Source organism: Bradyrhizobium sp. CAR08 (assembly GCF_052871955.1).
The window spans coordinates 718,435-741,498 of the sequence record NZ_JBIXJX010000002.1 but is presented as its reverse complement, the minus strand read 5'-3'; the positions used below and the strand labels follow the sequence as shown (position 1 = coordinate 741,498).

Genomic DNA, 23,064 nt, shown 5'->3' with positions numbered 1-23,064 from the left:
TGGCGGGCCGGTTAGACCCGCGACGCCACCGGATTGCAGGTGCTCAGCGCAGGATCTGGCTCAGGAACAGTTTTGTTCGGGCGTGCTGTGGGGCCGCGAAGAACTCGTTGGGCGTGTTGGCTTCGATGATCTGGCCCGCGTCCATGAACACCACGCGGTTGGCGACCTCGCGGGCAAAGCCCATCTCGTGGGTGACCACCAGCATGGTCATGCCCTCCTCGGCAAGGTCGACCATGGTGTCCAGCACCTCCTTGACCATTTCGGGGTCGAGCGCCGAGGTCGGCTCGTCGAACAGCATCACCTTCGGGTTCATCGTCAGCGCGCGGGCGATCGCGACGCGCTGCTGCTGACCGCCGGACATCTGTCCCGGAAACTTGTTGGCCTGGTGCGGGATCTTGACCCGCTCCAGAAACTTCATCGCCGCAGCCTCGGCGTCCTTCTTGGGGATGTTGCGCACCCAGATCGGCGCCAGCGTGCAATTGTCCAGCACGGACAGGTGCGGAAACAGGTTGAAGCTCTGGAACACCATGCCGACTTCGCGCCGCACCGCATCGACGTGCTTGAGGTTCGGCCCGAGCTCGATGCCGTCAACGACGATCTCGCCTTCCTGAAACTCCTCGAGCGCGTTGATACAGCGGATCAGCGTCGACTTGCCCGAGCCGGAGGGGCCGCAGATCACGATGCGCTCGCCCTTCTCGACCGTAAGGTCGATGTCGCGCAGCACGTGAAACTCGCCGTACCATTTGTTCAGGCCGGAAATCTTGACGATGGGGTCGGACATGGTGACCTCGATCAGTTGCGGCGGTGAGCGTTGAGGCGGTGCTCAACGAAGAGCGAGTAGCGTGACATTCCAAAGCAGAAGATGAAGTAGATGATCCCGGCGAAGGCGAACCCTGTGAAAGCGGTCGATGGCGACGACCATTTCGGATCCGAGAACGACGCCCGCAGCGAGCCGAGGAGATCGAACAGCGCCACGATCGAGACCAGCGAAGTGTCCTTGAACAGCGAGATGAAGCTGTTGACGAGGTTCGGAATGACGTGGCGTAGCGCCTGCGGCAGCACGATCAGCGAGGTCGTCTTCCACCAGGACAGCCCCAATGCCGCGGCCGCCTCGCCCTGCCCGCGCGGGATCGCAGCCAGCCCGCCGCGGACGTTCTCGGCCTGATAGGCGCCCGTGAACAGAGAGATTCCAATCAGCGCACGCACGAGACCATCGACCGTGAAATTGCCCGGCAGAAACAGCGGCAGCATGTAGGTGGCAAAGAACAGCACGGTGATCAGCGGCACGCCGCGCCAGAACTCGATGAAGGCGATCGAGAAGATCCGGATCAACGGAATGGTCGAGCGGCGGCCAAGCGCCAGCGCAATGCCGATCGGCAGCGAGGTGACGATGCCGGTGACGGAGACCACCAGCGTCACCAGAAGTCCGCCCCACAGGTTCGTCTGCACGATCGGCAGTCCGCCGTGATCGAGCCCCATCAGCTTGATCACGATTGCGATGGCGGCGAAGGTGACGATGCTGGATGTGAGGGCCCGCCCCCCGGTGCGGAGGCCGCCGCCGAGAACGAAGGCGATCAGTGAGACGATCGCGGCAGTGATGGCGAAATCGGCCCAGACCGACTGGCCTGTCCCCTGCAACTGGTCACGCAGCCAGGTCAGCGGAAAGATCAGCCAGTAGATCGCGGTACCCACGAGCACGATGACATTGCCGACGACCCACAACAGCGGTGCGGCAGAGGAGGTCTTGCCGAGACCGAGCAGAGCCTGCCCGGCGCCGATGATGCTGTCGTCGAACAATTGCAGCAGGTCAGCGGTCCAGCTCAGGCCAAATCCCTTGATGCCGCCGCCATGCAGCAGAAAGAATGCGACCACCGGAAACGCAAGGAAGAACAGGCCAGCGTTCAATCCTTTCGACGGCAGTCGCGGAATGAGCAACGGCACCAACAGGACTACTGACAACACGAGCGTGAGGTTGACCCGCCAGCGTTCGGCTTCGGGGTAGAAGCCGTAGATCAGTTGCGGCAGCTTGGCCTGGATGTAGGGCCAGCAGGCGCCGACCGTAAAGCCGGCGTTCTCGGCGAGGCAGGCCGTGCGATCCTTGCCGGTCCAGACTGCATCGACCATCAGGAATTTGACGGAAGGAATGATGGTGAACCAGAGCAGCAAGGCGCCGACGATCGTGAGCAGGATGTTGGTCGGCGAGTTGAACAGGCGCGTCCGCACCAGGCCGACGAAGCCCGTGGTCTTCACCGGCGCGGGACGCTCATCCAGAAGATCCCGGCGAACGAAACTGGACGAGGTGATATCGCTCATGCGCCGAGACTCCGGCTGACGCGCCAACCGTAGACGCTCATGACGGCGCTGGTGATCAGCGAGATCAGGAGATACACGCCCATCGTCATGGCGATGATCTCGATGGCCTGCCCGGTCTGGCTCAGCGACGTGCCGGCGAACACGGAGACGAGGTCGGGATAGCCGATCGCGACGGCCAGCGACGAATTCTTGGTGAGATTGAGGTACTGGTTGGTCAGCGGCGGAACGATGACACGCATCGCCTGCGGCACGACGACCAGGCGGAGCGTCGTGCCGCGGCTCAGGCCCAGCGACGATCCCGCCTCCATCTGTCCGCTGTGGACGGAGAGGATGCCCGCGCGCACGATCTCGGCAATGAAGGCGGCCGTATAGGTCGACAAGGCCAACGTGAGCGCCACGAACTCCGGGATGATCCGCGAGCCACCGGCGAAATTGAAACCCTTGAGCTGCGGCAGCTCGAAGCTGAAGGGCAGACCCGCTACCAGCATGGTGACGAGCGGCAGTCCGAACAGCAGGCCCAGCATATAGGGCCAGATCCGGATCACCTGACCCCGCTCGAACAGCGCCCGGCGCGCATGGATGCGCAACGCCACCGAAGCCACAATGCCGAGCGCCAGCACCGCCAGAAACGCCTCGAAGCCGCTCTCGCCGATCGGGCGGGGAATGACGAGACCGCGATTGCTGACGAAAGCTATGCCGAGCAGCGAAATGCTCTGTCGTGGATTGGGCAAGGCCGCGAGCACCGCCAGGTACCAGAACAGGATCTGGAATAGCAGCGGCAAGTTGCGGATGATCTCGACATAAATTTCGCCAATGCGCGCGAGCAGCCAGTTGGGCGACAGCCGGCACAGCGCGACGATGAAGCCGATCAAGGTGGCGAACACAATGCCCACCACCGAGACCACGAGCGTGTTGAGGAGCCCGACCAGGAATACGCGCAGGAACGTGTCCGAGCCGGTATACGAGATCAGCGTCTGATTGACGTCGAAACCGGCGTTGTTCGCGAGGAAGCCGAAGCCGGCGGCAATATGCTGGTTCTCGAGGTTGGCGCGGGCGTTGGAGACGATTTCATAGGCAATCCAGCCCAGGATCGCAGCGAAGGCAAACTGGACGGCGATGCCGTTCCAGCCCGTCTTGCCCCCCAGCACGCGCCTGATCTTCAGCGCGATCTGGGGCGGGGGTTTGCGAGCCTCGATGCTCATCGCCGCGAGCGCGGGTCAGGCGGGATCAGCGGATCGGCGGGGCGTATTGGAGACCGCCCTTGTTCCAGAGATTGTTGAGACCCCGATTGATACCGAGCGGCGAGCCTGCGCCGACATTGCGGTCGAACACTTCGCCGTAATTGCCGACGGCCTTCACGATGCGCACCACCCAATCCTTGCTTAGGCCGAGCTGTTCACCGAAATTGCCATCGGTACCCAGAACGCGCTTCAGTTCAGGATTTTCCCCTTTCGCCTTTTCGTCGACGTTTTTCGCGGTCACGCCGAGCTCTTCGGCGGTGATCATGGCAAACAGCGTCCATTTCACGATGTCGAACCATTGGTCGTCGCCGTGGCGCACCATCGGACCGAGCGGCTCCTTCGAGATGATTTCCGGGAGCACCATGTGATCGCCGGGATTGGCAAGCTTCAGGCGGTTGGCGTACAGGCCCGACTGGTCGGTGGTGAAGACGTCGCAGCGCCCGGCCTCGTAGGCCTTGACCGTTTCGTCGTTGGTGCCGAACGCGATCACCTCGTACTTCATGTTGTTGGCCTTGAAGTAGTCGGCGAGATTCTGCTCGGTCGTGGTGCCGGTCTGGACGCAGACCGACGCGCTGTTGAGCTCGAGCGCCGAGTTCACCTTGAGCGACTTCTTCACCATGAAGCCCTGCCCGTCATAATAGGTCACGCCGGTGAAGTTGGCGCCGAGCGAGGTGTCGCGCGAAATGGTCCAGGTGGTGTTGCGCGACAGCACGTCGACTTCGCCGGATTGCAGCGCCGTGAAACGGTCCTTGGCGGAGAGCGGCACGTATTTGACCTTGGTCGGATCGTTGAAGATCGCCCCGGCGATCGCGCGGCAGACGTCGACATCAAGCCCGGTCCAGTTGCCCTTGTCGTCCGGCGAGGAGAAGCCGGGCAGACCCTGACTGACACCGCAGGACAGCATGCCCCGGTCCTTGACGGTCTTGAGCGTTTGCGCATCGGCGGCTTGGGCAGACAGGCCGGCGGCGAGGGCGAGAGAGAGAGCCAGGGTTACGCGTTTCATGGGCTTTGGGCCTTTCAAAGTCGTCTCAAGGTCAGGAACGTTGTCTTTGCGATCGCCTCTGCCAGGGCTAGCCGTCTCAAGACCAGCCCTGCAAGAGTCATGCTGGAAATCCTTGCCGATCACCCGCCGATCCCGGGAGGCCCTGCCTTAATCCCCGCCGACAGGCGCCCGCCGTTACGGCTGTGGCGCTTGGTCCGGTCAGGCGATGGATCGAAGGTCGCGGCAGGCCCCTCAACATGCGGCGACTGAATAGCACCTGCGATAACAGAACGACTGGCCTGCCGGGTCAAGGGGTTGACGGGACTCTTCTGTGTTCTGTTATTAACGACAGCGGCCTTTCGGCCAGCCCGCGGGCGCAGCGTGCCTGGTGGAAACGCGCTTTTGAAAGCAGACGCATGGATTCCTCACCCCCCTCCGAACAGCACGCCGAGACCCGGCTGGTCACCTCCGGCCGCGACACCAAGGCGCAGAAGGGGTTTGTCAATCCTCCGGTGTTCCACGGCTCGACCGTGCTCTATCCGACCGCCGAGGACCTGCACGCCCATCGCGGCGAGTTCACCTATGGCCGCCATGGTTCCCCCACCACCAAGGCGTTCCAGGAGACGCTGATGACGCTAGAGGGGCCGCAATGCGCCGGCGTCGGCATCGTGCCGTCGGGTCTGTCGGCGATCTCGACCACCCTGCTCTCGGTGCTGAAGGCCGGCGACCACATCCTGGTCTGCGATAACGTCTATCGGCCCTCGCGCAATTTCTGCAACGGCATGCTCACCCGCTACGGCGTCGAGACCACCTATTTCGATCCGATGATCGGCGCCGGCATCGACAAGCTGTTCAGGCCCAACACAAGCGCTGTGCTGGTCGAGGCGCCAGGCTCGCAGTCGTTCGAGATGCCAGACATCCGCGCCATCGCCGAGGTCGCGCATGCCCGCGGCGCGATCGTCATCGACGACAACACCTGGGCGACGCCGCTCTATCACCGCTCGCTCGAACAGGGCGTCGACATCAGCATGCAGGCCGCCACCAAATATATCGGCGGTCATTCCGACATCATGTTCGGCACCATCTCGGCCAATGCCAGGGCATGGCCGCAGATCGCCGAAGGCATCCGCCTGCTCGGCGTCTGTGCCGGTCCCGATGACGTCTTCCTGGCACTGCGCGGCCTGCGTACGCTGTCGGTGCGGCTGGCGCAGCATCATCGCTCCGGGCTCGACATGGCGCGCTGGCTTGCGAGCCGTCCCGAGGTCGCGCGCGTGCTGCATCCGGGGCTCGAGACCGATCCGGGTCATGCGATCTGGAAGCGCGACTTCACCGGCGCTTCGGGCCTGTTCAGCATCGTCTTGAAGCCGGCGCCGCAGAAGGCGGTCGACACCATGCTCGATACGCTCAAACTGTTCGGCATGGGCTTTTCCTGGGGCGGCTTCGAGAGCTTGGCGATTCCCTTCGATTGCGACGCCTATCGCACCGCCACGACATGGTCGCCGGGCGGCCCGACGCTGCGTCTGCATATCGGGCTCGAAAGCGTCGACGACCTCAAGGCCGACCTCGATCGCGGCTTCGCTGCCCTCAAGGCAGCAATGTGAGCCTGCTCACAAGGCATCACGCCGTGGGAACGTGCAGAAGCCGCAAACGTTAACGCCGACGCGCCAACAAATGGTTTGAACCTCAAGCATTTGGCGCTAGCCTCACCAATCGACTCCAATCCGGACACGGAGCATGGGAACGTTGGTACTGCTCGATCTGATGGGCGGCGTGGCGCTGTTGCTGTGGGGCCTGCACATGGTCCACAGCGGGATTCTGCGCGCCTTTGGCCCGGACTTGCGACGGCTCCTCGGCAAGGCGCTTGGTAACCGCTTCAACGCGTTCGCCGCCGGTCTCGGCCTTACTGCCCTGCTCCAGAGCAGCACCGCGACCGCGCTGCTCACGAGTTCGTTCGCAGCCGAGGGCTTGCTCAGCCTGGTCACCGCGCTCGCCATCATGCTCGGCGCCAATGTCGGCACGACGTTGATCGTGCAGGTGCTGTCGTTCAACATCGCCGCCGTCGCGCCGGTCCTGTTCGTGCTCGGACTGGTCGCCTTCCGCGTGGGTCCACGCTCACGGATCAAGGACGTTGGCCGTGTCTTGATCGGCCTCGGGCTGATGCTGCTGTCGCTGCACATCCTGCTCGACACGCTGGCGCCGGCCGAGAACGCGCCGGGCGTCCGCATCGTGATGTCCTCCATCACGGGCGATCCCGTTCTGTGCATCGTGATCGCGGCGCTCGTCACCTGGGCGGTGCATTCGAGCGTCGCCAGCGTGCTGCTGATCATGTCGCTCGCCTATTCGCAGTTCATCTCGCCTTACGCGGCGCTCGCACTGGTGCTTGGCGCCAATCTCGGCAGCGCCATCAATCCCGTATTCGAAGGCGCCAAGCGTGACGATCCCGCCAGTTATCGCCTGCCGGTGGGCAATCTCGTCAACCGCGTGATCGGGATCGCCTTGGTCCTGCCCTTCCTGGGCCCGATCGCCGAGCACATGCACGCCTGGCAGCCCGATCTCGCCAGGATGACGGCGGCGTTTCATATCGCCTTCAACGTCGGCACGGCCATCATCTTCATCGGCCTGCTCGATACCGTGTCGCGCCTGTTGACCCGGCTCCTGCCCGATCGTGTTCAGGAGGCCGATCCGGCCCGGCCGCGCTATCTCGACGAAACCGCGCTGGAGTCGCCGTCGCTGGCGCTGGCCGATGCCGGCCGCGAAACCCTGCGCATGGGCGATCTCGTCGAGATCATGCTGCGCAAGGTGATGGCGGCGATGATGAGCGGCGACCGTGCGCTGGTCGACCAGGTCTCGAAGATGGACAACATCGTCGACGGCCTCGACGAAGCCATCAAGCTCTACGTGACTAAACTCATGCGCGGCAGCCTCGACGAGAGCGAGGGCCGGCGCGCGATGGAGATCATCTCCTTCGCCATCAATCTGGAACATATCGGCGATATCATCGACAAGAGCCTGAGCGAGCTCGCGACCAAGAAGATCAAGCGTCGCTTCCAGTTCTCGCCCGAGGGCGCCGAGGAGCTCGCCGCCTTCCACAAGCGCACGATGGATTCGCTGCGCATCGCCTTCGGCGTCTTCATGTCGGGCGACGCCAACGAGGCGCGCAAGCTGCTGGTGGAGAAGACTGCGCTGCGCAATACCGAGCTTGCCGCCGTCGAGCGCCACCTCGACCGCCTGCGCGAGGGCCGCCCCGAGACAATCGAAACCACGTCGCTGCATCTCGACGTGCTGCGGGACCTGCGCCGCATCCACTCGCATATCTGCTCGGTCGCCTATCCCGTGCTCGACGCGGCCGGGGAGCCCCATCGCAGGCACGAAGCGGAGACCGCCGCCCTGCCCGCGCCGGGCGCGGCGTCCGCGTTGCCGCGCTAGCCTGGATCAGCGCTCCAGCGTCTTTGACGCGCGGCCGCGGTTCTTCACAATCAACATGATGTTACGGATATAGATGACGGTCGCGAGCGCCTGGCCGAGGATGATGACAGGCTCGCGCTTGACGACGCCATAGACCAGCGTCATCAGCCCGCCGCCCATCGAGCAGAACCAGAACGCCATCGGCACCACGCTGTTGCCGGCGCGCTCGCTCGCGATCCACTGCACCAGGAAGCGTGCCGTGAAGAACAGCTGCGCGACGAGGCCGAACGCGAGCCAGAAGTCGAACTTGGCCACGAAGACATCGTAGAAATAATTGCTCAGCGCCTGACCGTATTGGATGATCATGCCGTCACCTCAGTCACATCCGGCGTCGGCTTCTTGCGGCGGATCAGCCACCAGACGCCCACGAGATCCATGATCCCGATCCACAGCCGGTCGAAGAAACCGTAGTTTGACACGCCGGAGCGGCGCGGACGGTCGATCACGTCGACATAGGCGATCTCGTAACCCTCGCGGCGCACCAGCGCCGGCAGGAAGCGGTGCAGCCCGTCGAAATAGGGCATCATCAGGAACACCTCGCGCCGGAACGCCTTCAGGCCGCAGCCGGTGTCGCGCGTACCGTCCTTCAGGATCGCGTTGCGGACGCCGTTGGCGACACGTGACTGGAATTTCTTGAAGCCGGTATCCTTGCGGCCGACGCGTTGTCCAGCCGCAAGTCCGACCTTGCTTCCGTTCTCGACAGCCGAAATCAAGTCCGGCAGGAAGGCCGGATTGTTCTGGCCGTCGCCGTCGAGCGTCGCCACGATCGCGCCGCGTGCCGCACGTACGCCGCTGCGCACGGCCGCGGATTGGCCGCCTGATTTGGCGTGGCGCAGCTGGCGCAGATTGTCCCGCTGCTTCATGACGGCGCCAAGCCGTTCGCCGGTCGCGTCGGTCGAACCGTCGTTGACGTAGATGATCTCATAGGCCCAGCGGCCGTCGAGCGCCGCGCCGATCTCCTCGATCAGCGGCACGATGTTGTCGGCTTCGTTGCGCACGGGAACGACGATGGAAACCGAGGGCTGGAAAACCGAAGGCTGGGACGACAAATCGAAGCTCGTGGTTGGAATTGGCTTGCCTTAAGGAACCGGCGGTCCCGGCAGGCAGCCGCTTTTATGGGGCGGATGCCCCGTGGGCAACCCTTTTGAGGCGGCCCGAGACCGCCCCTGCAAGAGGCACAATGGTGCCGTCGGCACGGATGGCAAAGCCGAGCCTGCGGGCCGCGAACCAGTAGCGCACCGCCAAGGCGCCGACCAAGCCGACCAGGGCGCCGGCCACCACGTCACTCGGGTGGTGCGCAAGCAGCACCAATCGCGTTAGCAGGATCACGATCGCGTAAGTGAACATGAACACGCGCAGGCGCGGCCACAGCGCCGAGACCGCGAACGCCAGCGCGAACGCCGTCACCGCATGACCCGACGGCAGGCTGGCATAGGCCCCGGTCCCCTCGAATGGGACGAAGTTGAACGGATTGGCCTTGCCGCCGACGAACGGACGTCCTCGACCGATGAGATATTTCAGGATCTCGGCGACGAATACGGGCACGGCAACAGACAAAAACATGAACTGCAGCCGCGTGCCGAGGCCGAGCAGAAGCGCGCGGCTGGTGCCGTGCAATCCCGCCGCAACCAGCGCTAGGACCACCAGCAGGCCCCCGAGCACCGAGAGCACATACTCGTCCTTGCCGAAATCGGTAAGGATGCGGATCGGCCACAGTCCGGGCGCGCCACGTGCCGGCATCAGCTGGATCTCGGTCAGGTCGAACACGACCATCAGCGCGATGACCAGGGCTGCGCCCGCCGCACTCAGCCAAAGCGAATGCCGCGCCAGCTTTCGCGCGGCCTCGGCGCGGCGCGAATGCGAGGGCGTGCGCACGAGCTGTGCCAGGGCGCGCCCCGAGAGCGTGAGCAATTGTGCGCGATAGCTCGCGCGCGGCGAGATGTCGGTTGGTGCCGACATCCTACTCGGTGCCTTCCGAGCGGAAGATCGAGATCGAGATCGCGCGCCCTTGCGAGAAATTGTAGCCGTCGATGCGGGTGCCAACCTTGTAGCGCAGCCCGATCGCCTCGGCGCGCTGCACGAAGCCGCGCTCCGAACGCTGCTCGATCAGCGCGAAACGGCAGCTCCCCTGCCGCAGGAAATCCGCCGCACCCGAACCGTCGGTGAGCACCGTCTGCGTACCCGTCAGGAAGACCAGGCTCGGCTCGTGATAGCCGGCCGCGGCCGCCTTCGGGCCCACGCAGGTGACGTTGCGAAGCGCGCGTGCGATCTCGATGCTCGGAAACAGCGGCGTCAGCGACGGCAGCACGATGCCGTAGACCGTTAGCGCGAGCATCAGGGCTGCGACCAGCGCGTTGAGCAGCGAGCGCTCGGCGTGATTGTTGTCGTGAAGCCACCAGGCGAACAGGCCGAAGATCAGCGAGGCCGCGATGAACGGCCATGCCACGAAAGCAGGCTGCCGCGTCAGCATCACCGCGCCGACGACCGCGATGATCGAGCCGCCCACGGGGATTGCGAACCACCATGCCGAGCCGCGCATCAGCCAGGACCACGACAGCACCCGCCGCTCGAGCGCGCCCGCGGTGAGGATCGCGATCGCAGGATACAGCGGCAGCACGTAATGGGGCAGCTTGGTCAGCACCACCTCGAACACGATCCAGGACGGGACCAGCCAGGCCAGCAGGAATTGCGCGCCGGGCTCGCGCCGCGCGCGCCAGACCGCGGGCGCGGCCATCGCCGCGAGCGGCGCGCCGGGCCAGAACGTGATCCAGAACAGCACCAGATACAGTCCGGGCGGCGCGCCGTGGGATTCCTGCGCGCCCAACTTGCTCAACATGTCGCCGCCGACGGAATCGGCGAAGAAGGCATCGCCCGCGCGCCAGAAGATCGCGACGAACCAGGGCAGCACCAGCACCAGCATCCACATCAGGCCCCAGAGCGGGCGCAGCTTCCACAGCCAGGAGGCATCGCGGTCCTGGATCGCGAGCGCGATGATGGTCAGGCCTGCGAACATCAGGATCAGCGGGCCCTTGATCAGGATGCCGACAGCGAGAGCCGTCCAGAAGATCGCGGGCCAGCTCCATGGCGGATGCGTCTCGTCCTCGGCGCGCTGCCACGACAGATAGGCCCGCGCCATCGCGCCCATCGCGGCGACCACGCAGAACAGCAGCATGGCGTCGGTCTTCGCAAGCCGCGCCTCGACGCCAAGCAGCACCGAGGCGCACATCAGAAGAGCCGCAAGCACCGCGGCGCGCCGCGTGACGAAGCCGAGCGCCGTCCAATAGGTCATGAGCACGGCGCCTATCGCGCCGATCAGCGAGGGAAGCCGATAGACCCAGATGCGCAATTCGGCCCGCGGCAGACCGAGCGCCGATGCCGTCTCGACCGCGGCCGATTGCAGCCAGTAGATGCCGACGGGCTTCTTGTAGCGGACGTCTTCCTGGAAGCGGATGTCGACATAATCGCCGCTCTCGACCATCTGCTTGGTGGCCTGCGCAAAGCGCGCCTCGTCGCGATCAACCGGCGGAATCGTAAAGAAGCCCGGCAGGAATAGCAGCAGCGCGCACAGCAGCAGGAAGGCGACCGCGCGGACGTGGCTGGCCGTGGCGATGTCGAACATGGACACGAGCCGGCTGCCCGGATTCACCGGGGATTTCGGCTCGCGGGGAGCTCCAAAACGGGGTGTTGGGTAGGTCTCGGCCATCGGTTCCGCTTACGCTGAAACCGCCATCGCCACAACCGCTTGAGGCAGGGTCATTGAATTCGAATGACAACTGTGTCCGCGGCGCCCGTGGCGTCGATGACGGTCAGCCGCGCAAAGCCGGGACCGGGCGGATCGATCAGCCGCTGACGACGTCCGTCGATCTCACCCTGCGCCGTTCCGTTAACCATGACGGTCATGGGCAGGACGCCGCCGGCGACTTTGACCGGCATGGCTGCGCCCCCCTCGCCACCTGAGCGATCGACGTCGATCCGCGAGCCGTTCAGCGGAAACTGGATGTGCAGGGCCTGCTCGCCCCCGGTCCGCACCAGATCCCCGACCGGGCGGAACCGCCTCAAGGGCAATGGCAGCTTGGCGTTGCTGGCCACGAGAGTTCCTTTCGGCGGCTTCGGCAACGGCAGGAGCGTCTTGCCGGTGCGGGCGAAGGCGTCGAACAGGATCGGCGCGGCGGCAACCCGACCGGTCAGGCCCGGAACCGGCGCGCCGTCGGGCCGGCCAACCCAGACCCCGATGGTCATGCGCCCGTCGAAGCCCATCGACCAGGCATCGCGGTAGCCGTAGGAGGTGCCGGTCTTGAAAGCGATGCGGTTATGAGCCGCGTTCGCCGGCGGCGGGGTACCGAGCAGCACATTGCCCACTTGCCAGGCCGCGACCTGATCGAGCAGCCGCAGCGGCTCGCGCTCGTCCCCGTCGCTCATGATCTCGCGCAGCGGCTTGGTGGTGCCGAGCCGGGCGAAGCCCGCATAGAGCTGGGCGAGGTCCTGCAGCGTCACGCCGACGCCGCCAAGGCCCATGGCAAGTCCCGGCGCCTCGTCTTTGGGCAGAACCAGATTGCCACCGGCCTGACGCAGCCGCGAGGCCAGCCGGCTCGCGCCGACGCGGTCGAGCAGCACGATCGCGGGCACGTTTAACGACAGCTGCAGCGCCTTCTTCACCGGCACCGTGCCCTGAAACGTCATGTCGAAATTTTCCGGCGCGTAGGAGCCGAAGCGCACGGGCCGATCGTCGATCAGACTGTCCGGATGAACAAAACCGTCCTCGAAGGCCAGCCCGTAGATGAAGGGTTTCAGCGTCGAGCCCGGCGAGCGGATGGCGCGGGTCATGTCGACCTGCCCTGCCCGGCGCTCGTCGAAATAATCGGCCGAGCCGACGCGCGCGAGCACGTCGCCGCACTCATTGTCGACGACGATGATGCCGACCGAGATGTTCGGCCCCAACGCAATGGCACGATCGCGCGCTAGCGGCTCCAGCACCTTCTGGAGGGTGGCATCGAGCGTCAGCTTGATGACTGGCGCGTCCTTGACCGTCGCAAGCGCCGCATCGGAGGCGTGCGGCGCCAGGATCGGCATCGGCTTGCGCAGTTTCGGCACAGGAACGGCTTTCGCCTGCTTCGCATCGTCGAGGCTGATCTGTTGCTCCTCGACCATGCGGTCGAGCACGCGGTCACGTGCTTTGCGCGCCGCATCGGGATAGCGATCGAGCCTGCGGGTCTCCGGCGATTGAGGCAGCGCGACCAGCAACGCGGCTTCAGCCAGCGACAACCGCTTCGGCTCCTTGCCGAGATAGGCGATCGAGGCAGCGCGAATGCCCTCGAGATTGCCGCCGTAAGGCGCGAGCGCCAGATAGAGGTCGAGGATCTGCTCCTTGCTCAAGCTGCGCTCGATCTCGATCGCACGCACGATCTGCCGCAGCTTTGCATGGAGCGAGCGCTGCCGCCGAGGCTCCATCAGCCGCGCGAGCTGCATCGAGATGGTCGAGCCGCCCGAGACGATGTGGCCGCGCGTCGCAAGCTGAAACGCAGCGCGCCCCAGCGCCACCGGGTCGATGCCGTCATGTGCGTAAAAGCGCTGGTCCTCGTAGGCGAGCAGCAGCTTCAGATAGGTCGGATCGACGTTCGTTTTTGTCTCGACCGGCAGTCGCCAGCGTCCATCCGCCATCGCATAGGCGCGCAGCAGCTTGCCATTCCGATCGACGATGGTGGTGGAAACCTGGCGGGCGTCGTCGAAAGGCAGCGGACCGAGGGAGTAAACCCACGCGACGACGCCGACGATGGTGAGGATGAGCGAGAATGCCAGCGCGGAGAGGACACGCGGGCCCCTGCCCCTTGCTCCGTCATGGCCGGGCTTGTCCCGGCCATCCACGTTCTTGCCTCTCGCACCAAAGTCCGTGGATGCCCGGGACAAGCCCGGGCATGACGGCGGAGCATGTGGCTCCTTGTCGCTCATCCCATCACCACTCACTTCGCCGCCCGCACCTCGACCGTGCCGGTCCCGGTACGGCCGTAGCGCGAGGGATTGTACATGTCCTCGACATAGGCCTGCGGCAGCACGTATTTGCCGGGTGAGACCACACGCACGACGTAGGCCACCGTGAAGACCGCCTTGGAATCCGAGGCCCGATCGACGGCAGCCGTGAAACGATCGTCGCGGAACTCGGTATCTTCGGGCTCTTCGCCATCCTCGATCCAGCCCAGCGTGCCGCTGTCGCCCGACGACACCAGTTTTGGATTGTCGATTTCCAGGCCGGCCGGCAGATAGTCGGACACCATGATGTGGCCGTATTCGGGCTTGGCCTCGGTGATCTTCAGCACCACGGCGAAGCGGTCGTTCTGCTTGACCTTGCTGATATCGGCGGGCTTGCCGTCGAGCGTGAAGAAACTGCGCTCGATCTTGAAGCCGTTCGATGCCGCGGGCTCAGGCGTCACCGGCGACCCCGACACCGAGACCACCGCCTGCACCGGCGCGTCTCCGGTGTTGGTGATCTTCAGCGGCTTGCCTTCCAGAGTGGCGGCCTTGTAGCTGCGGTACAGCGCGGTCTTGACCGGCTGGCCGTCCACCTCCATCGACAGGTTCTCCTTGGCGAGCGCGCGCGCCGCCAGCACCAGCCACGCATTTTCCTGCGTGGAGGTGTAGGGCGTCAGCCCGCGCGCAGTCTCGACCCGCGACACCGCCTGCGTCAGCGTTGCCTTCGGCGCGTTGCCTTCACTGGCAAGCGACACCAGCGCTGCGGCATCGCGGAGCTGCGAGCCGTAGTCGGTGCGGCCGAACTCCAGCACCGGCTTTGGGGCGAGACTGTCGAGGGCTGCGCCATAGACCCGCTCCGCGCGGTTGCGGTCACCGACCAGCGCGAGCGCCGCGGCGAGCTGCGATTTCGCGATGGGAGTGGCGAGGTTGCTCAGCTTGGTGTCGGCGAGATAGCGGAGGTCGCCGATCGGCGCCGCGCCGTTGCGCGCCAGCACATAGAGGCCGTAGGCGAGATCGCGGCCGCCGTCCTTCTCCGGCTCGTTGCCGTTGACGACCGAGTTGCGGATGCGGTCGAGCGCGGTCTTGAACAGCACATCCGGCACCACAAAGCCCTTTTCGCGGGCGCGAGTCAGGAAGTCCGTCACATACGCGTCCAGCCAGGAATCGTCACCGCCTGCCGACCACAGCCCGAACGAGCCGTTCGAGCCCTGGCGGGCCAGCAGCCGCTCGATGGCGTCGCGGATGCGCTGGTCGACCTCGGTGTCCATGGCCAGGTGCGCACCGGCCGCGAGCTCGTTGACATAGAGCAACGGCATGGCGCGGCTGGTGATCTGCTCCGAGCAGCCATAGGGATAGCGGTCAAGTGCTTTGAGGATCGTCGCCGCATCGAGCGCAGTGGACAGGCTGGCCGAGACCGAGACGCTACCGGTGCCCGGCACGAGATCGGCGAACATATCCGAGGTCAACGTCAGGCTCTCACCCTTCGCCAGCGTCCGGATCGAGCGCCGCGCCAGCACTTGCGTCGCCGCCTTGACGTCGAGCGCATAATGGCGCGCCAGCGCCAGGCCATTCGGCCCCTTGATGTCGACGTCGAGTGTCGCCTGCCCCGCCGCCGTCGCGTCGATGGCGAGCGTGAACGAATTCCGCTGCTTGGCGGCAAGCTTGACCGTGGTCGCGGGATTGCCGGTCATTCTCACCGGCCCGCCGGTCTTCACGTTGATGACGTAATCGCCGGCCTGCCCCTCGACATTGTCGATCTCGAGATTGACCGTGCCGTGGTCGCCGTTGAGCAGGAAGCGCGGCAAGGTCATGGTCAGCACGACAGGGTCGCGGATCACCACGTCCGTGTTGGCGCGACCGAGCTTGGTCGCGGTCCACGCCACCGCCATCACGCGCGCGGTGCCGGCGAACTCCGGAACGTCGAAGCTCACTTCGGCCGTGCCGTCGGCGGCAACGGTGACGATGCCCGAATAGAGCGCGAGCGGCTTTTGCGCGGGCGGCGAGCCCTGGAGCTCGGCGGCACCGGCGTCGCCGCCGGACTTGATCTGCCCGCGCGTGCCCGACATGCCGTCGATGAGTTGCCCATAGAGATCGCGGATCTCCGCGCTCAGGCGGCGCTGGCCGAGATAATAGTCGTCTGGCGCCGGCGGCTTGTAATTAGTGAGGTTGAGGATGCCGACGTCGACCGCGGCGATCACGATCTTGGCGTCCTCGCCCGGATTGAGCCCGTCGAGCTTGACGGGGATCTTCAGCAACCCATTCGGCCGGATCAGAGCCGGCGGCGTCAGCTTCACCTGCAATGTACGGGTCTGCTTGTCGATACCGAACCATTTGAGTCCGATCGCCCGGCCCGGCATGCGTTGCGCGGCCGCATCGAGCGGACGGCGCAGCGTTGCCACAACATAGGCGCCGGCGCCCCAGTCCTTGCCGACCGGGAGCTTCACCTGGGCGGTGCCTTCCTTGACGTCGATGGTCTGCGTCGTCAGCAGGCGATCGCCGAGCACGTTGACCGTCAGTTTGCCGGCGCTGCGGACGTTGACCGACACGGTCATCGTGTCGCCCGAGGCGTATTGCGGCTTGTCGATCGAGGTCTCCAGGAGGTCCGGCGTGTCGGCGCTCCCGTCGGAATACCAGCCGACGTCGAACTGTACCGAGGTCACGGGCCCGTCGGCGTCGTTCGACTTCACGTCCAACCGGTAGCGGCCGGGCTGTGGGGTCAGCGAAATCCGCGACGGCTTGTCCGCGGCAACTGTCACGTCGCCGTCGGAGACGCGCGAGGTCGATTTGACCGGCTCGTACTCCCAGTAATTGCTCTGGCGATACCATTGGTAGCGCGACTCCATCTTCAGGAGCTCGTAGCGCAGGCCGTCGCGGCGAAGCCTCTCACCCTCGGGCGAGACGAACACAACATCGAACTCGGCCTTGTCGCCCTCGGCGACGTTCTTGTCGCCGAATAGCGGCTTGATGCCGATCATCGCGGCAGCAGGCGCGACCGCCAGCACGATCTTGCGCTCGACGGCGCGGCCGCCGGTCTCGACCATGCGGACGAAGATCTGCGCCTCCTGCGGCCGCGTCGAGGCCGGCTGCTTGTCGAGCGTGACCGGGAAGGTCGCAACGCCGTTGGCGTCGGCTTCCGGCAGGTTCTCCAGCGGCGTGCGCTCGTTCGAGGTGGTCTCCTCGTCGGCGACGCCGAACTGGTAGCCGGCGAAGCCCGGCCGCTCGGACGCGGGCGCGACCAGCATGTCGCCTTCGAGCGCTAGCCCCGAGGCCGGCGCGCCATAGAGGAAATGACCGTCCGCCTTAAGCTCCACTGGAGCGTTAGCTTTGATCAGCTTGTCCTTGGCAGACAAGTCGAATTCGATCCGATCGGGGACGTAGTCCTCGACCATGAAAGTGGTCTCGCCGACCGAAGAGCCCTTCGGATCGGTGAAGGCGCGCACCCGCCAGGTCCCGGTCGGGACGGCCGAGTTGAGCGGCACCGACAAGGTGCGCCCGCCCGCGCCCTGGTCGGACAGCACGGCGCGGCGGAATTCGACGCCATCAGGACGCTCGATCACCAGGGTCATCGGCCCGCCGGTGACGGCGTTGCCCTGCCCGTCGCGCAACAGCGCGGTGAGATAGACGGTCTCGCTGGAGCGGTAGACGCCGCGCTCGGCATAGACGAAAGCGTCGGCGCCCGCAGGCACGGCCCTGCCCGAAACGCCGCGGTCCGACAGGTCGAAGGCGGAGGACTTGAGGCTGAGGAAGGCATAGTCAGCCTTCTCGCCGGTCACGGTGAGCATCGCCGGCGACAGGCCGCCCTCGCCGCGCGCAAGCCCCGCCTCGAACAGCACATGGCCGCTCTCATCGGTCTTGCGGGTGGCCAGGATCTCGTTGTTGCGCGCGACCAGCCGCACCTCGGCTTTGCCGACCGGATCGGTCGAGGCCAGCGAATTCACGAAGACATGGACGCCGTCATTGCCGGAATAGGCCGTGACGCCGAGATCGGAGACGATGAACCATTGGGTGGCGAGCTGATAGTCGTCGTCCGAGCCCGGCCCCTTGGCCGCGGCCGTCATCACATAGACGCCGGGCTGGAGTTCACCAAGCGCCTGGTCGACCGGGAATGCCGTGGTGACGTCCTGGTTGAGCGTCATCGCGGTGGCAAGCTCGCCGGTCCAGACTTTCACGCCGCGCTCGCCGCCGAGATCGCTGAGCTGGTATTTCGACAGGGTCTTCTGGAAATCGCTGTCGACCACCGTGTTGATCAAATTGCGGTCGCCGATCCGGAACACGTTGATGTTGACGGCTGGCGTGTTGACGCTGACGACGGGAATGCCGCGCTGGCCCGTCCTCGGCAGCACATAGGCGCGGCTGGTGAAGCGCACGAAGGGCTTGCGGTCGCGCACATAGACGTTGAACTCGGCCGATTTCGGAAGGCCTTCCTTCACGGTGGACGGCAGGCCGGCGCGCAAATTGATGTTGTAGCGCTCGCCATGCTTCAGCCCGTCGACGCAGAGCTGCTTGGCCTCGGCCGACAGGGCCGGCTTGTCCTGGCCGGCCAGTGCGAGGTACGGCGCGAAATCGGTGCGTTTTGCCAACTCCTCCGAGAACTGGAAGCAGGCGCGCGGACTGGCGGAGTCCGAGTCCACGGTGTAGTCGAGCAGCCGAAAACCGTGCTCGTCGCGCATCTTCTCATATTGGCCGCGGACGTCGGCGACCTCGCGCATGTCGAGCGACAGCCGCAGAGCATCCAGCGCCGGCCGCCACAGCTTGCGTTCGGAAAGAGACTTGCCGAGCACCGCGAGCGCGTCGGCCTCCTCGCCCGCATTCCCGGCGCGCTGGTAGGCGATGTAGGCGGCGGTCGAGGCGCGCTCCAGCAGGAACGTCTGCTCGCTCGAGCTCTTCGGCGATATCTGGAAGATGACCTTTGCCAGCCGCAACCAGTTGCCGGCGTCCTCCGGCGTGGTCGCCGCGATCTGGCCGAGCACCGACAGGCCGGTGCGATAGTCGTTGCGCCGGAAGGCAGCATCGGCGTCGGTGCGCAAGCTCGCGCCGGTCTTGGCGACCGGCCCCGCCTCGCCCTTGATCTGCGCCTCCAGCTTGATCGCGGAATCGGCGAGGTCGTCCCGCTTGAAGGCTTTGTCGGCGGCCTGCGCGACGCTAAGGCCGAACGCCAGCGTGGCGCAGAGTGTGACGGCGCGAACAAGACCGATCATGGATGGACTCCCGGAAATCACGGACGAACGCCGCTTGTCGCATGAAATGCGCGGAAAGGTGACGGACTCAAGGCGATGGAACCAAAGGTGCAAACCGTCGCATTCGCCATGACAAGGCACGCCCAGAGGAGACCGATCAAGCTACCGCCGCGCACGCCGTCCTGATGGCGCAGCAATATCCGACCAGTCGTCCGGCGGCCGTGTCCCGGAAGCTGATCAGCATTCCCGGCGATGTGATCCATCGTCCAGTCTGCTGCCGCTCAACCCGGCACCCTGACACCCCACCGTTCCGCTTTGTCGCGGCTTCGACGAAAACGGTTCGGTTCAGGCTTGGCGAAAGACGATATTTTTCATAATGGCATGGTAGATGAACAGCGGCCCCCAACCAGGGCGGCTCAAGACGGTCCCGTAGCTCAACTGGATAGAGCATCAGATTTCTACTCTGAGGGTTGCAGGTTCGATTCCTGCCGGGATCGCCAATTTCGGTCTCATCCGTTCATCGTGAGCCCGATCTACGGCGCGCACCTGCAGAATCCGTCCTTCACGAACGCGTGGGCCGCCTCGCTCCGGCCTTTGATCCGGGCAAACGAGCCCTATCTATTCGCCGAGCGACGTGCGCCCGATAAGGACTTCGATGCCACTATCCGACTTGACGAGAATGGCGATCGCGTCGGCGGTGGCGGTTGTAGCAATATCGTTTTTGGCAGTTGACGCGGGAGTCGTGAACTCCGGTGTGGTCACAAAGCCGATCGCGACGGCCCGGGCCACCATCGCGGACGCGGCAGCGAGTCAGCACCAACTCGCCTTCGCCGTTCAAGCGTGGGCGCGTCGCGGCCACCAGAAGCCGGCCGTGGAAGAATGCCTGGCGATCGATTGAAACAGCGCAGTTTGTCGCCCCTCTCGTCTGGCGGATGTATGCGCAACGTAACAATCATGTTTGTTATAGGCCGTTATTCCCCCGGATGAAGATCGTCCAAATCCAGCCGAACAGTGCGCTCAAGGCGGCGACCGATGCGGCGATTGCCGCGGTCCGAGTCCACCAGATCTGCCGCTCGTGCCGTTCGATATCCGCCTCGGATTTTTGATTATCTTTCCAGTTCAGCCATTCCTGGGCGAACCCGATCGTCATGACGGGCGCGGTTCCGATCGCGATCGCTCCTGCGGATGCCGCGTCGGTCTGGGCAAGGCGCGCTCGGACGTTGGCTGCACCCGTCTTTTCAAGCACCGCAAGCCATTGCCGGGACTGTTCGTCTGAAACATGCCACGTGCATTCCCTGTAAGGAAACGCTTTCGGTCGCTCTGTCATGGCCTTGCACCGCACTCACCCTTCAGTGTCGCCTTGATGTCGCGCCCACCACCCGGCAATCGCCGCTGCTAGATCCTTCCACAACTCAGTCGGCAAATCCGGCACCGCCACCCGGACGCTGTACCGATCCGTCGTCGCGTCGTGAAACCACTCGGTCGCCGCGAAATCGAAACCAAAACTGCCGGCGTGGCGAATGGGGAACCCTTTGCCGCTCAGGTCGCGGCTCATGTCCTCGGCGGCCTGCCGCGCGGTCGCCTCATCGAGGGCGCGCCTGCCGCGAAGCGTGACATAGAGGCCGTGGGTGAAATGCAGCTCGGCCGAGAGCGAAGCGAGCTCGGCGGCGAAATATCGCGCCGCGTGGCGACCGTTGCGCAGAATCGCAGCGACGCGCCTTTTCGTCAGGGCCCAATAGGCCACAGAGCCCACGAATGGCGGGAAGTGCGCCGGCAACGCCGCGCCACCGAGAAGCCGGACGGCATTGCGGGTTTCCGCCGCCAGGCTTTCGGACAGCAGCTGGCCCGCCTTGAGGTCCTTCCGGCTCCAATGCACGAACACGGCAGAGCCGAGCCGGCCGTATTCCACCCCGAGCGAATCCAGCTTGTTATGGCTTCGCACCAACACGACTGCAATGTCCCATCGCGCGGCCCATCTCAGGACGCGCCGGATGCGCCCCGATCTGCCAGCGAAACATGTCGTGTCGAAAATCAAGAGATCGAGCCCCGAACCGTCGCAACGCAGAGCCGCTTCGAACGCCCCGGCAGGGGCGCATGAATCGAGCAGGAGAAAGCGTGGCAAGGCTGCCGCAGCGAACGCTTCGCCCAGCGGGAGGCTGGCGGTGACAAGCCGCAAATGGGGAACGAGGCTCTCGATCAGCTCCAGTGTCTCGCCGTAAGTGCCCGGCAGCACCACGACGTCTGCTTTGCCGATGATCCGTGCGGACGCGAGCAGCAGCGCGGAGATCGCGGCCATGCCGGAGGCGGTATAGATCGCCTCGCCCCTGCAGCCCCGCTCGAGTTCATAGAACGAGGGACCACTCACCTTGAGGTCCGCGCGCTGATAGTCGTAGCTGAACACGAACGGACCGCTGCGGGGAGACGCCGCATGCGACCAGGCCGTCTCCGTCGCTCTCCAGTCCTGCAGCGCATGTTCCGCGCGTAGTGCGGCGGCGAGCTGAAACTTGGAGACCACAACCTCGTCGACCGATTGCGGCCGAGCCAAATGCAGCGGGCTCCTCAGGCAATCGTTCAGCAGCCCGATTTCCCTGTGCTTTCGATCGAGATAGGCCTCGGAGGTCTCCATGCGGATCTTGATGAGCGTCTTGATGCGGATCTTGGCAATTGCGACTGCCATTCAACGTTCGGCGAGCGCATTGGCTCCAACAGCCGGGCCCGCCTATCCTTGCAACGAAGACCGGTCCTCGCCGTTGACACGGCACAAGGAGAACATCATGAGCGAGATCAGAGAGCACATGAAGATCGTCGGCAAGGACGGCGCACATGTCGGCACCGTCGACCGCGTCGAGGGCAACCGTATCAAGCTGACGCGGAAGGACAACCCGGAAGGTCACAAGGACCATCATCATTACATCGACACGAAATATGTCGGTGCCGTCGAAGGCGATGTCGTCAAGCTTTCGGTCAATGCCGACGCGGTGCCGAAGTCGGAAGCTGCCTGACACAGTGCAGCCCTTCGGGGACTTTTTGTTTGTTCACGGTCCTGCTCCGCTTCGTTGCCCGAAACGAATCGCGATCGGAAAATCGTCGTCCGAACGAGTCTTAACGTAGCGTTTCGGCGGCTCGCGTCAGGCGTCGAGTGTCACGAGCATAGGCGCCGATGGCGGCGTTCTCGCGCGAAATGAATTGAAGGGGGCGCGGAACGAACTTGCGATCGGCGCGTTCGAAATCCAGTGGTGCCGATTTGCCAGCCCCGATCGGCTCTCGAGAACCCCGTGCTTGTCCCCCGAGCACGGGGTTTTTCTGTGAATACCAGTTCTCTCGTAACAGAGAGAGCTCAGTCCGTCCGCTCTTCGCGCCGGTCGCGGGCGAGTTGATGCCAGGCCAGGGCCAGCTCGATGAGACGTTGCCGGTCAGGACCTTCGGCCGCCACGGCGCGCTTCATCGCCGTCTCGGCTTCATGCTGTGGATCGTACTTGGTACACATGAAGCCAATTCTAGCCGGACGATCTGGACAAGCGCGTGGCAATTTCGTCCGTATGATTGCGGGGTAATGCCGTCCTCGCGGATTTGCGACGCAATCCAATTCACGCATCTGTCGAACGACCCGCCCCGATTGGGGGCTTGATGCGTACCGATCTGTGAAGTGCGTCACAGCCGGCGCACGGCGCCTCCGCTAAACAGTCCTCAGCGCTCCCAGAGAGCGAGAAGGCTTGGGAGATATTCCCGTCATGACGCAAGAAGCCGCAGCCGAAATTCCCGTCTCGACGCGAGGCGAAAGATCCGACCCGCTCGGCATCGCTTATCTTGCGACCATCGGCATCGTGATGCTGGCCTGGATCGCAGGCCTGGTCTGGGCCGCGATCGCGTTCTTCAGCTGGCTAGTGTCCTGACGCGCGGGGCGATCCCCTTGAATCAATTC

At 64.8% G+C, this 23,064-nt stretch carries 18 protein-coding genes and 1 tRNA gene; 5 read left to right on the top strand and 14 right to left on the bottom strand.

Going from position 1 to position 23,064, the window contains the following annotated elements:
- Window positions 1-43 precede the first annotated feature (43 nt).
- The 4 genes from ACIPUD_RS07415 to ACIPUD_RS07400 are packed head-to-tail and all read right to left on the bottom strand — an operon-like array spanning window position 44 to window position 4,557.
- Entirely contained in the window at window positions 44-781 is a 738-nt protein-coding gene (locus tag ACIPUD_RS07415) for an amino acid ABC transporter ATP-binding protein (RefSeq protein ID WP_018457791.1), read from the bottom strand.
- A gap of 11 nt (window positions 782-792) precedes the next feature.
- Window positions 793-2,313, bottom strand: coding sequence for an amino acid ABC transporter permease (locus tag ACIPUD_RS07410; RefSeq protein ID WP_018457790.1), 1,521 nt, complete (start codon window positions 2,311-2,313; stop codon window positions 793-795).
- Complete coding sequence (locus ACIPUD_RS07405) at window positions 2,310-3,515, bottom strand: amino acid ABC transporter permease (protein WP_085394800.1); 1,206 nt, start codon at window positions 3,513-3,515, stop codon at window positions 2,310-2,312. Before ACIPUD_RS07405 ends, ACIPUD_RS07410 begins: the two co-directional genes overlap by 4 nt.
- 25 nt (window positions 3,516-3,540) lie before the next feature.
- A complete protein-coding gene (locus ACIPUD_RS07400) occupies window positions 3,541-4,557 on the bottom strand; it encodes an amino acid ABC transporter substrate-binding protein (RefSeq protein WP_085349835.1) in 1,017 nt (338 codons plus the stop codon).
- Between the two features lie 395 nt (window positions 4,558-4,952).
- On the opposite strand from ACIPUD_RS07400, the gene metC reads away from it, so the two are divergent.
- A complete protein-coding gene (gene metC, locus ACIPUD_RS07395) occupies window positions 4,953-6,137 on the top strand; it encodes a cystathionine beta-lyase (RefSeq protein WP_018457787.1) in 1,185 nt (394 codons plus the stop codon).
- Window positions 6,138-6,270: 133 nt separating this feature from the next.
- Window positions 6,271-7,962, top strand: coding sequence for a Na/Pi cotransporter family protein (locus ACIPUD_RS07390; RefSeq protein ID WP_018457786.1), 1,692 nt, complete (start codon window positions 6,271-6,273; stop codon window positions 7,960-7,962).
- Between the two features lie 6 nt (window positions 7,963-7,968).
- Here the strand turns inward: ACIPUD_RS07390 and ACIPUD_RS07385 are convergent, their stop codons facing one another.
- The 6 genes from ACIPUD_RS07385 to ACIPUD_RS07360 form a co-directional block, all read right to left on the bottom strand.
- Complete coding sequence (locus ACIPUD_RS07385) at window positions 7,969-8,307, bottom strand: lipid-A-disaccharide synthase N-terminal domain-containing protein (RefSeq protein WP_027517911.1); 339 nt, start codon at window positions 8,305-8,307, stop codon at window positions 7,969-7,971.
- Window positions 8,304-9,050 carry a glycosyltransferase family 2 protein gene (locus ACIPUD_RS07380; RefSeq protein ID WP_007610202.1) on the bottom strand — a complete coding sequence of 249 codons (747 nt, stop codon included), beginning with the start codon at window positions 9,048-9,050 and terminating at the stop codon, window positions 8,304-8,306. The genes ACIPUD_RS07385 and ACIPUD_RS07380 overlap by 4 nt, the downstream gene beginning before the upstream one ends.
- A gap of 64 nt (window positions 9,051-9,114) precedes the next feature.
- Window positions 9,115-9,960, bottom strand: a complete 846-nt coding sequence (locus ACIPUD_RS07375; RefSeq protein ID WP_085349837.1) for a phosphatase PAP2 family protein — start codon at window positions 9,958-9,960, stop codon at window positions 9,115-9,117.
- Window position 9,961: 1 nt separating this feature from the next.
- Window positions 9,962-11,704 (bottom strand): ArnT family glycosyltransferase, encoded by a 1,743-nt coding sequence (locus ACIPUD_RS07370; RefSeq protein WP_204511159.1) that lies wholly within the window; start codon window positions 11,702-11,704, stop codon window positions 9,962-9,964.
- A gap of 50 nt (window positions 11,705-11,754) precedes the next feature.
- The gene (pbpC, locus tag ACIPUD_RS07365; RefSeq protein ID WP_446480317.1) at window positions 11,755-13,863 is read right to left on the bottom strand and encodes a penicillin-binding protein 1C; all 2,109 of its coding nucleotides are present in this window, start codon (window positions 13,861-13,863) and stop codon (window positions 11,755-11,757) included.
- 95 nt (window positions 13,864-13,958) lie between these two features.
- Window positions 13,959-19,163, bottom strand: a complete 5,205-nt coding sequence (locus ACIPUD_RS07360) for an alpha-2-macroglobulin family protein (protein ID WP_446480316.1) — start codon at window positions 19,161-19,163, stop codon at window positions 13,959-13,961.
- Between the two features lie 402 nt (window positions 19,164-19,565).
- On the opposite strand from ACIPUD_RS07360, the gene ACIPUD_RS07355 reads away from it, so the two are divergent.
- Window positions 19,566-19,642 (top strand) — tRNA-Arg (locus tag ACIPUD_RS07355).
- A 118-nt stretch (window positions 19,643-19,760) separates the two neighbouring features.
- On the opposite strand, the gene ACIPUD_RS07350 is transcribed toward ACIPUD_RS07355, so the two are convergent.
- The 3 genes from ACIPUD_RS07350 to ACIPUD_RS07340 all read right to left on the bottom strand — a co-directional run bounded on the left by ACIPUD_RS07350 (window position 19,761) and on the right by ACIPUD_RS07340 (window position 21,768).
- A complete protein-coding gene (locus ACIPUD_RS07350) occupies window positions 19,761-19,934 on the bottom strand; it encodes a hypothetical protein (RefSeq protein WP_198957645.1) in 174 nt (57 codons plus the stop codon).
- 169 nt (window positions 19,935-20,103) lie between these two features.
- On the bottom strand, window positions 20,104-20,469 hold the full coding sequence (locus tag ACIPUD_RS07345; RefSeq protein WP_204511151.1) for a hypothetical protein: 366 nt from the start codon (window positions 20,467-20,469) through the stop codon (window positions 20,104-20,106).
- A gap of 15 nt (window positions 20,470-20,484) precedes the next feature.
- A complete protein-coding gene (locus tag ACIPUD_RS07340; protein ID WP_446480327.1) occupies window positions 20,485-21,768 on the bottom strand; it encodes a hypothetical protein in 1,284 nt (427 codons plus the stop codon).
- 148 nt (window positions 21,769-21,916) lie between these two features.
- On the opposite strand from ACIPUD_RS07340, the gene ACIPUD_RS07335 reads away from it, so the two are divergent.
- On the top strand, window positions 21,917-22,144 hold the full coding sequence (locus ACIPUD_RS07335; protein WP_018457777.1) for a DUF2171 domain-containing protein: 228 nt from the start codon (window positions 21,917-21,919) through the stop codon (window positions 22,142-22,144).
- A gap of 335 nt (window positions 22,145-22,479) precedes the next feature.
- On the opposite strand, the gene ACIPUD_RS07330 is transcribed toward ACIPUD_RS07335, so the two are convergent.
- Entirely contained in the window at window positions 22,480-22,629 is a 150-nt protein-coding gene (locus tag ACIPUD_RS07330; protein ID WP_018457776.1) for a hypothetical protein, read from the bottom strand.
- Between the two features lie 244 nt (window positions 22,630-22,873).
- On the opposite strand from ACIPUD_RS07330, the gene ACIPUD_RS07325 reads away from it, so the two are divergent.
- A complete protein-coding gene (locus ACIPUD_RS07325; protein ID WP_446480315.1) occupies window positions 22,874-23,035 on the top strand; it encodes a hypothetical protein in 162 nt (53 codons plus the stop codon).
- The last annotated feature ends 29 nt before the right edge of the window (window positions 23,036-23,064 follow it).

Coding starts and splice junctions, on each gene's coding strand:
- ACIPUD_RS07350 (WP_198957645.1), bottom strand. CDS start 19,934: ATGGTGGCCCGGGCCGTCGCGATCGGCTTTGTGACCACACCGGAGTTC.
- ACIPUD_RS07330 (WP_018457776.1), bottom strand. CDS start 22,629: ATGTGTACCAAGTACGATCCACAGCATGAAGCCGAGACGGCGATGAAG.
- ACIPUD_RS07345 (WP_204511151.1), bottom strand. CDS start 20,469: ATGACAGAGCGACCGAAAGCGTTTCCTTACAGGGAATGCACGTGGCAT.
- ACIPUD_RS07405 (WP_085394800.1), bottom strand. CDS start 3,515: ATGAGCATCGAGGCTCGCAAACCCCCGCCCCAGATCGCGCTGAAGATC.
- ACIPUD_RS07390 (WP_018457786.1), top strand. CDS start 6,271: ATGGGAACGTTGGTACTGCTCGATCTGATGGGCGGCGTGGCGCTGTTG.
- ACIPUD_RS07370 (WP_204511159.1), bottom strand. CDS start 11,704: ATGGCCGAGACCTACCCAACACCCCGTTTTGGAGCTCCCCGCGAGCCG.
- ACIPUD_RS07325 (WP_446480315.1), top strand. CDS start 22,874: ATGACGCAAGAAGCCGCAGCCGAAATTCCCGTCTCGACGCGAGGCGAA.
- ACIPUD_RS07335 (WP_018457777.1), top strand. CDS start 21,917: ATGAGCGAGATCAGAGAGCACATGAAGATCGTCGGCAAGGACGGCGCA.
- ACIPUD_RS07400 (WP_085349835.1), bottom strand. CDS start 4,557: ATGAAACGCGTAACCCTGGCTCTCTCTCTCGCCCTCGCCGCCGGCCTG.
- ACIPUD_RS07385 (WP_027517911.1), bottom strand. CDS start 8,307: ATGATCATCCAATACGGTCAGGCGCTGAGCAATTATTTCTACGATGTC.
- ACIPUD_RS07340 (WP_446480327.1), bottom strand. CDS start 21,768: ATGGAGACCTCCGAGGCCTATCTCGATCGAAAGCACAGGGAAATCGGG.
- ACIPUD_RS07410 (WP_018457790.1), bottom strand. CDS start 2,313: ATGAGCGATATCACCTCGTCCAGTTTCGTTCGCCGGGATCTTCTGGAT.
- metC (WP_018457787.1), top strand. CDS start 4,953: ATGGATTCCTCACCCCCCTCCGAACAGCACGCCGAGACCCGGCTGGTC.
- ACIPUD_RS07360 (WP_446480316.1), bottom strand. CDS start 19,163: ATGATCGGTCTTGTTCGCGCCGTCACACTCTGCGCCACGCTGGCGTTC.
- ACIPUD_RS07415 (WP_018457791.1), bottom strand. CDS start 781: ATGTCCGACCCCATCGTCAAGATTTCCGGCCTGAACAAATGGTACGGC.
- ACIPUD_RS07375 (WP_085349837.1), bottom strand. CDS start 9,960: ATGTCGGCACCAACCGACATCTCGCCGCGCGCGAGCTATCGCGCACAA.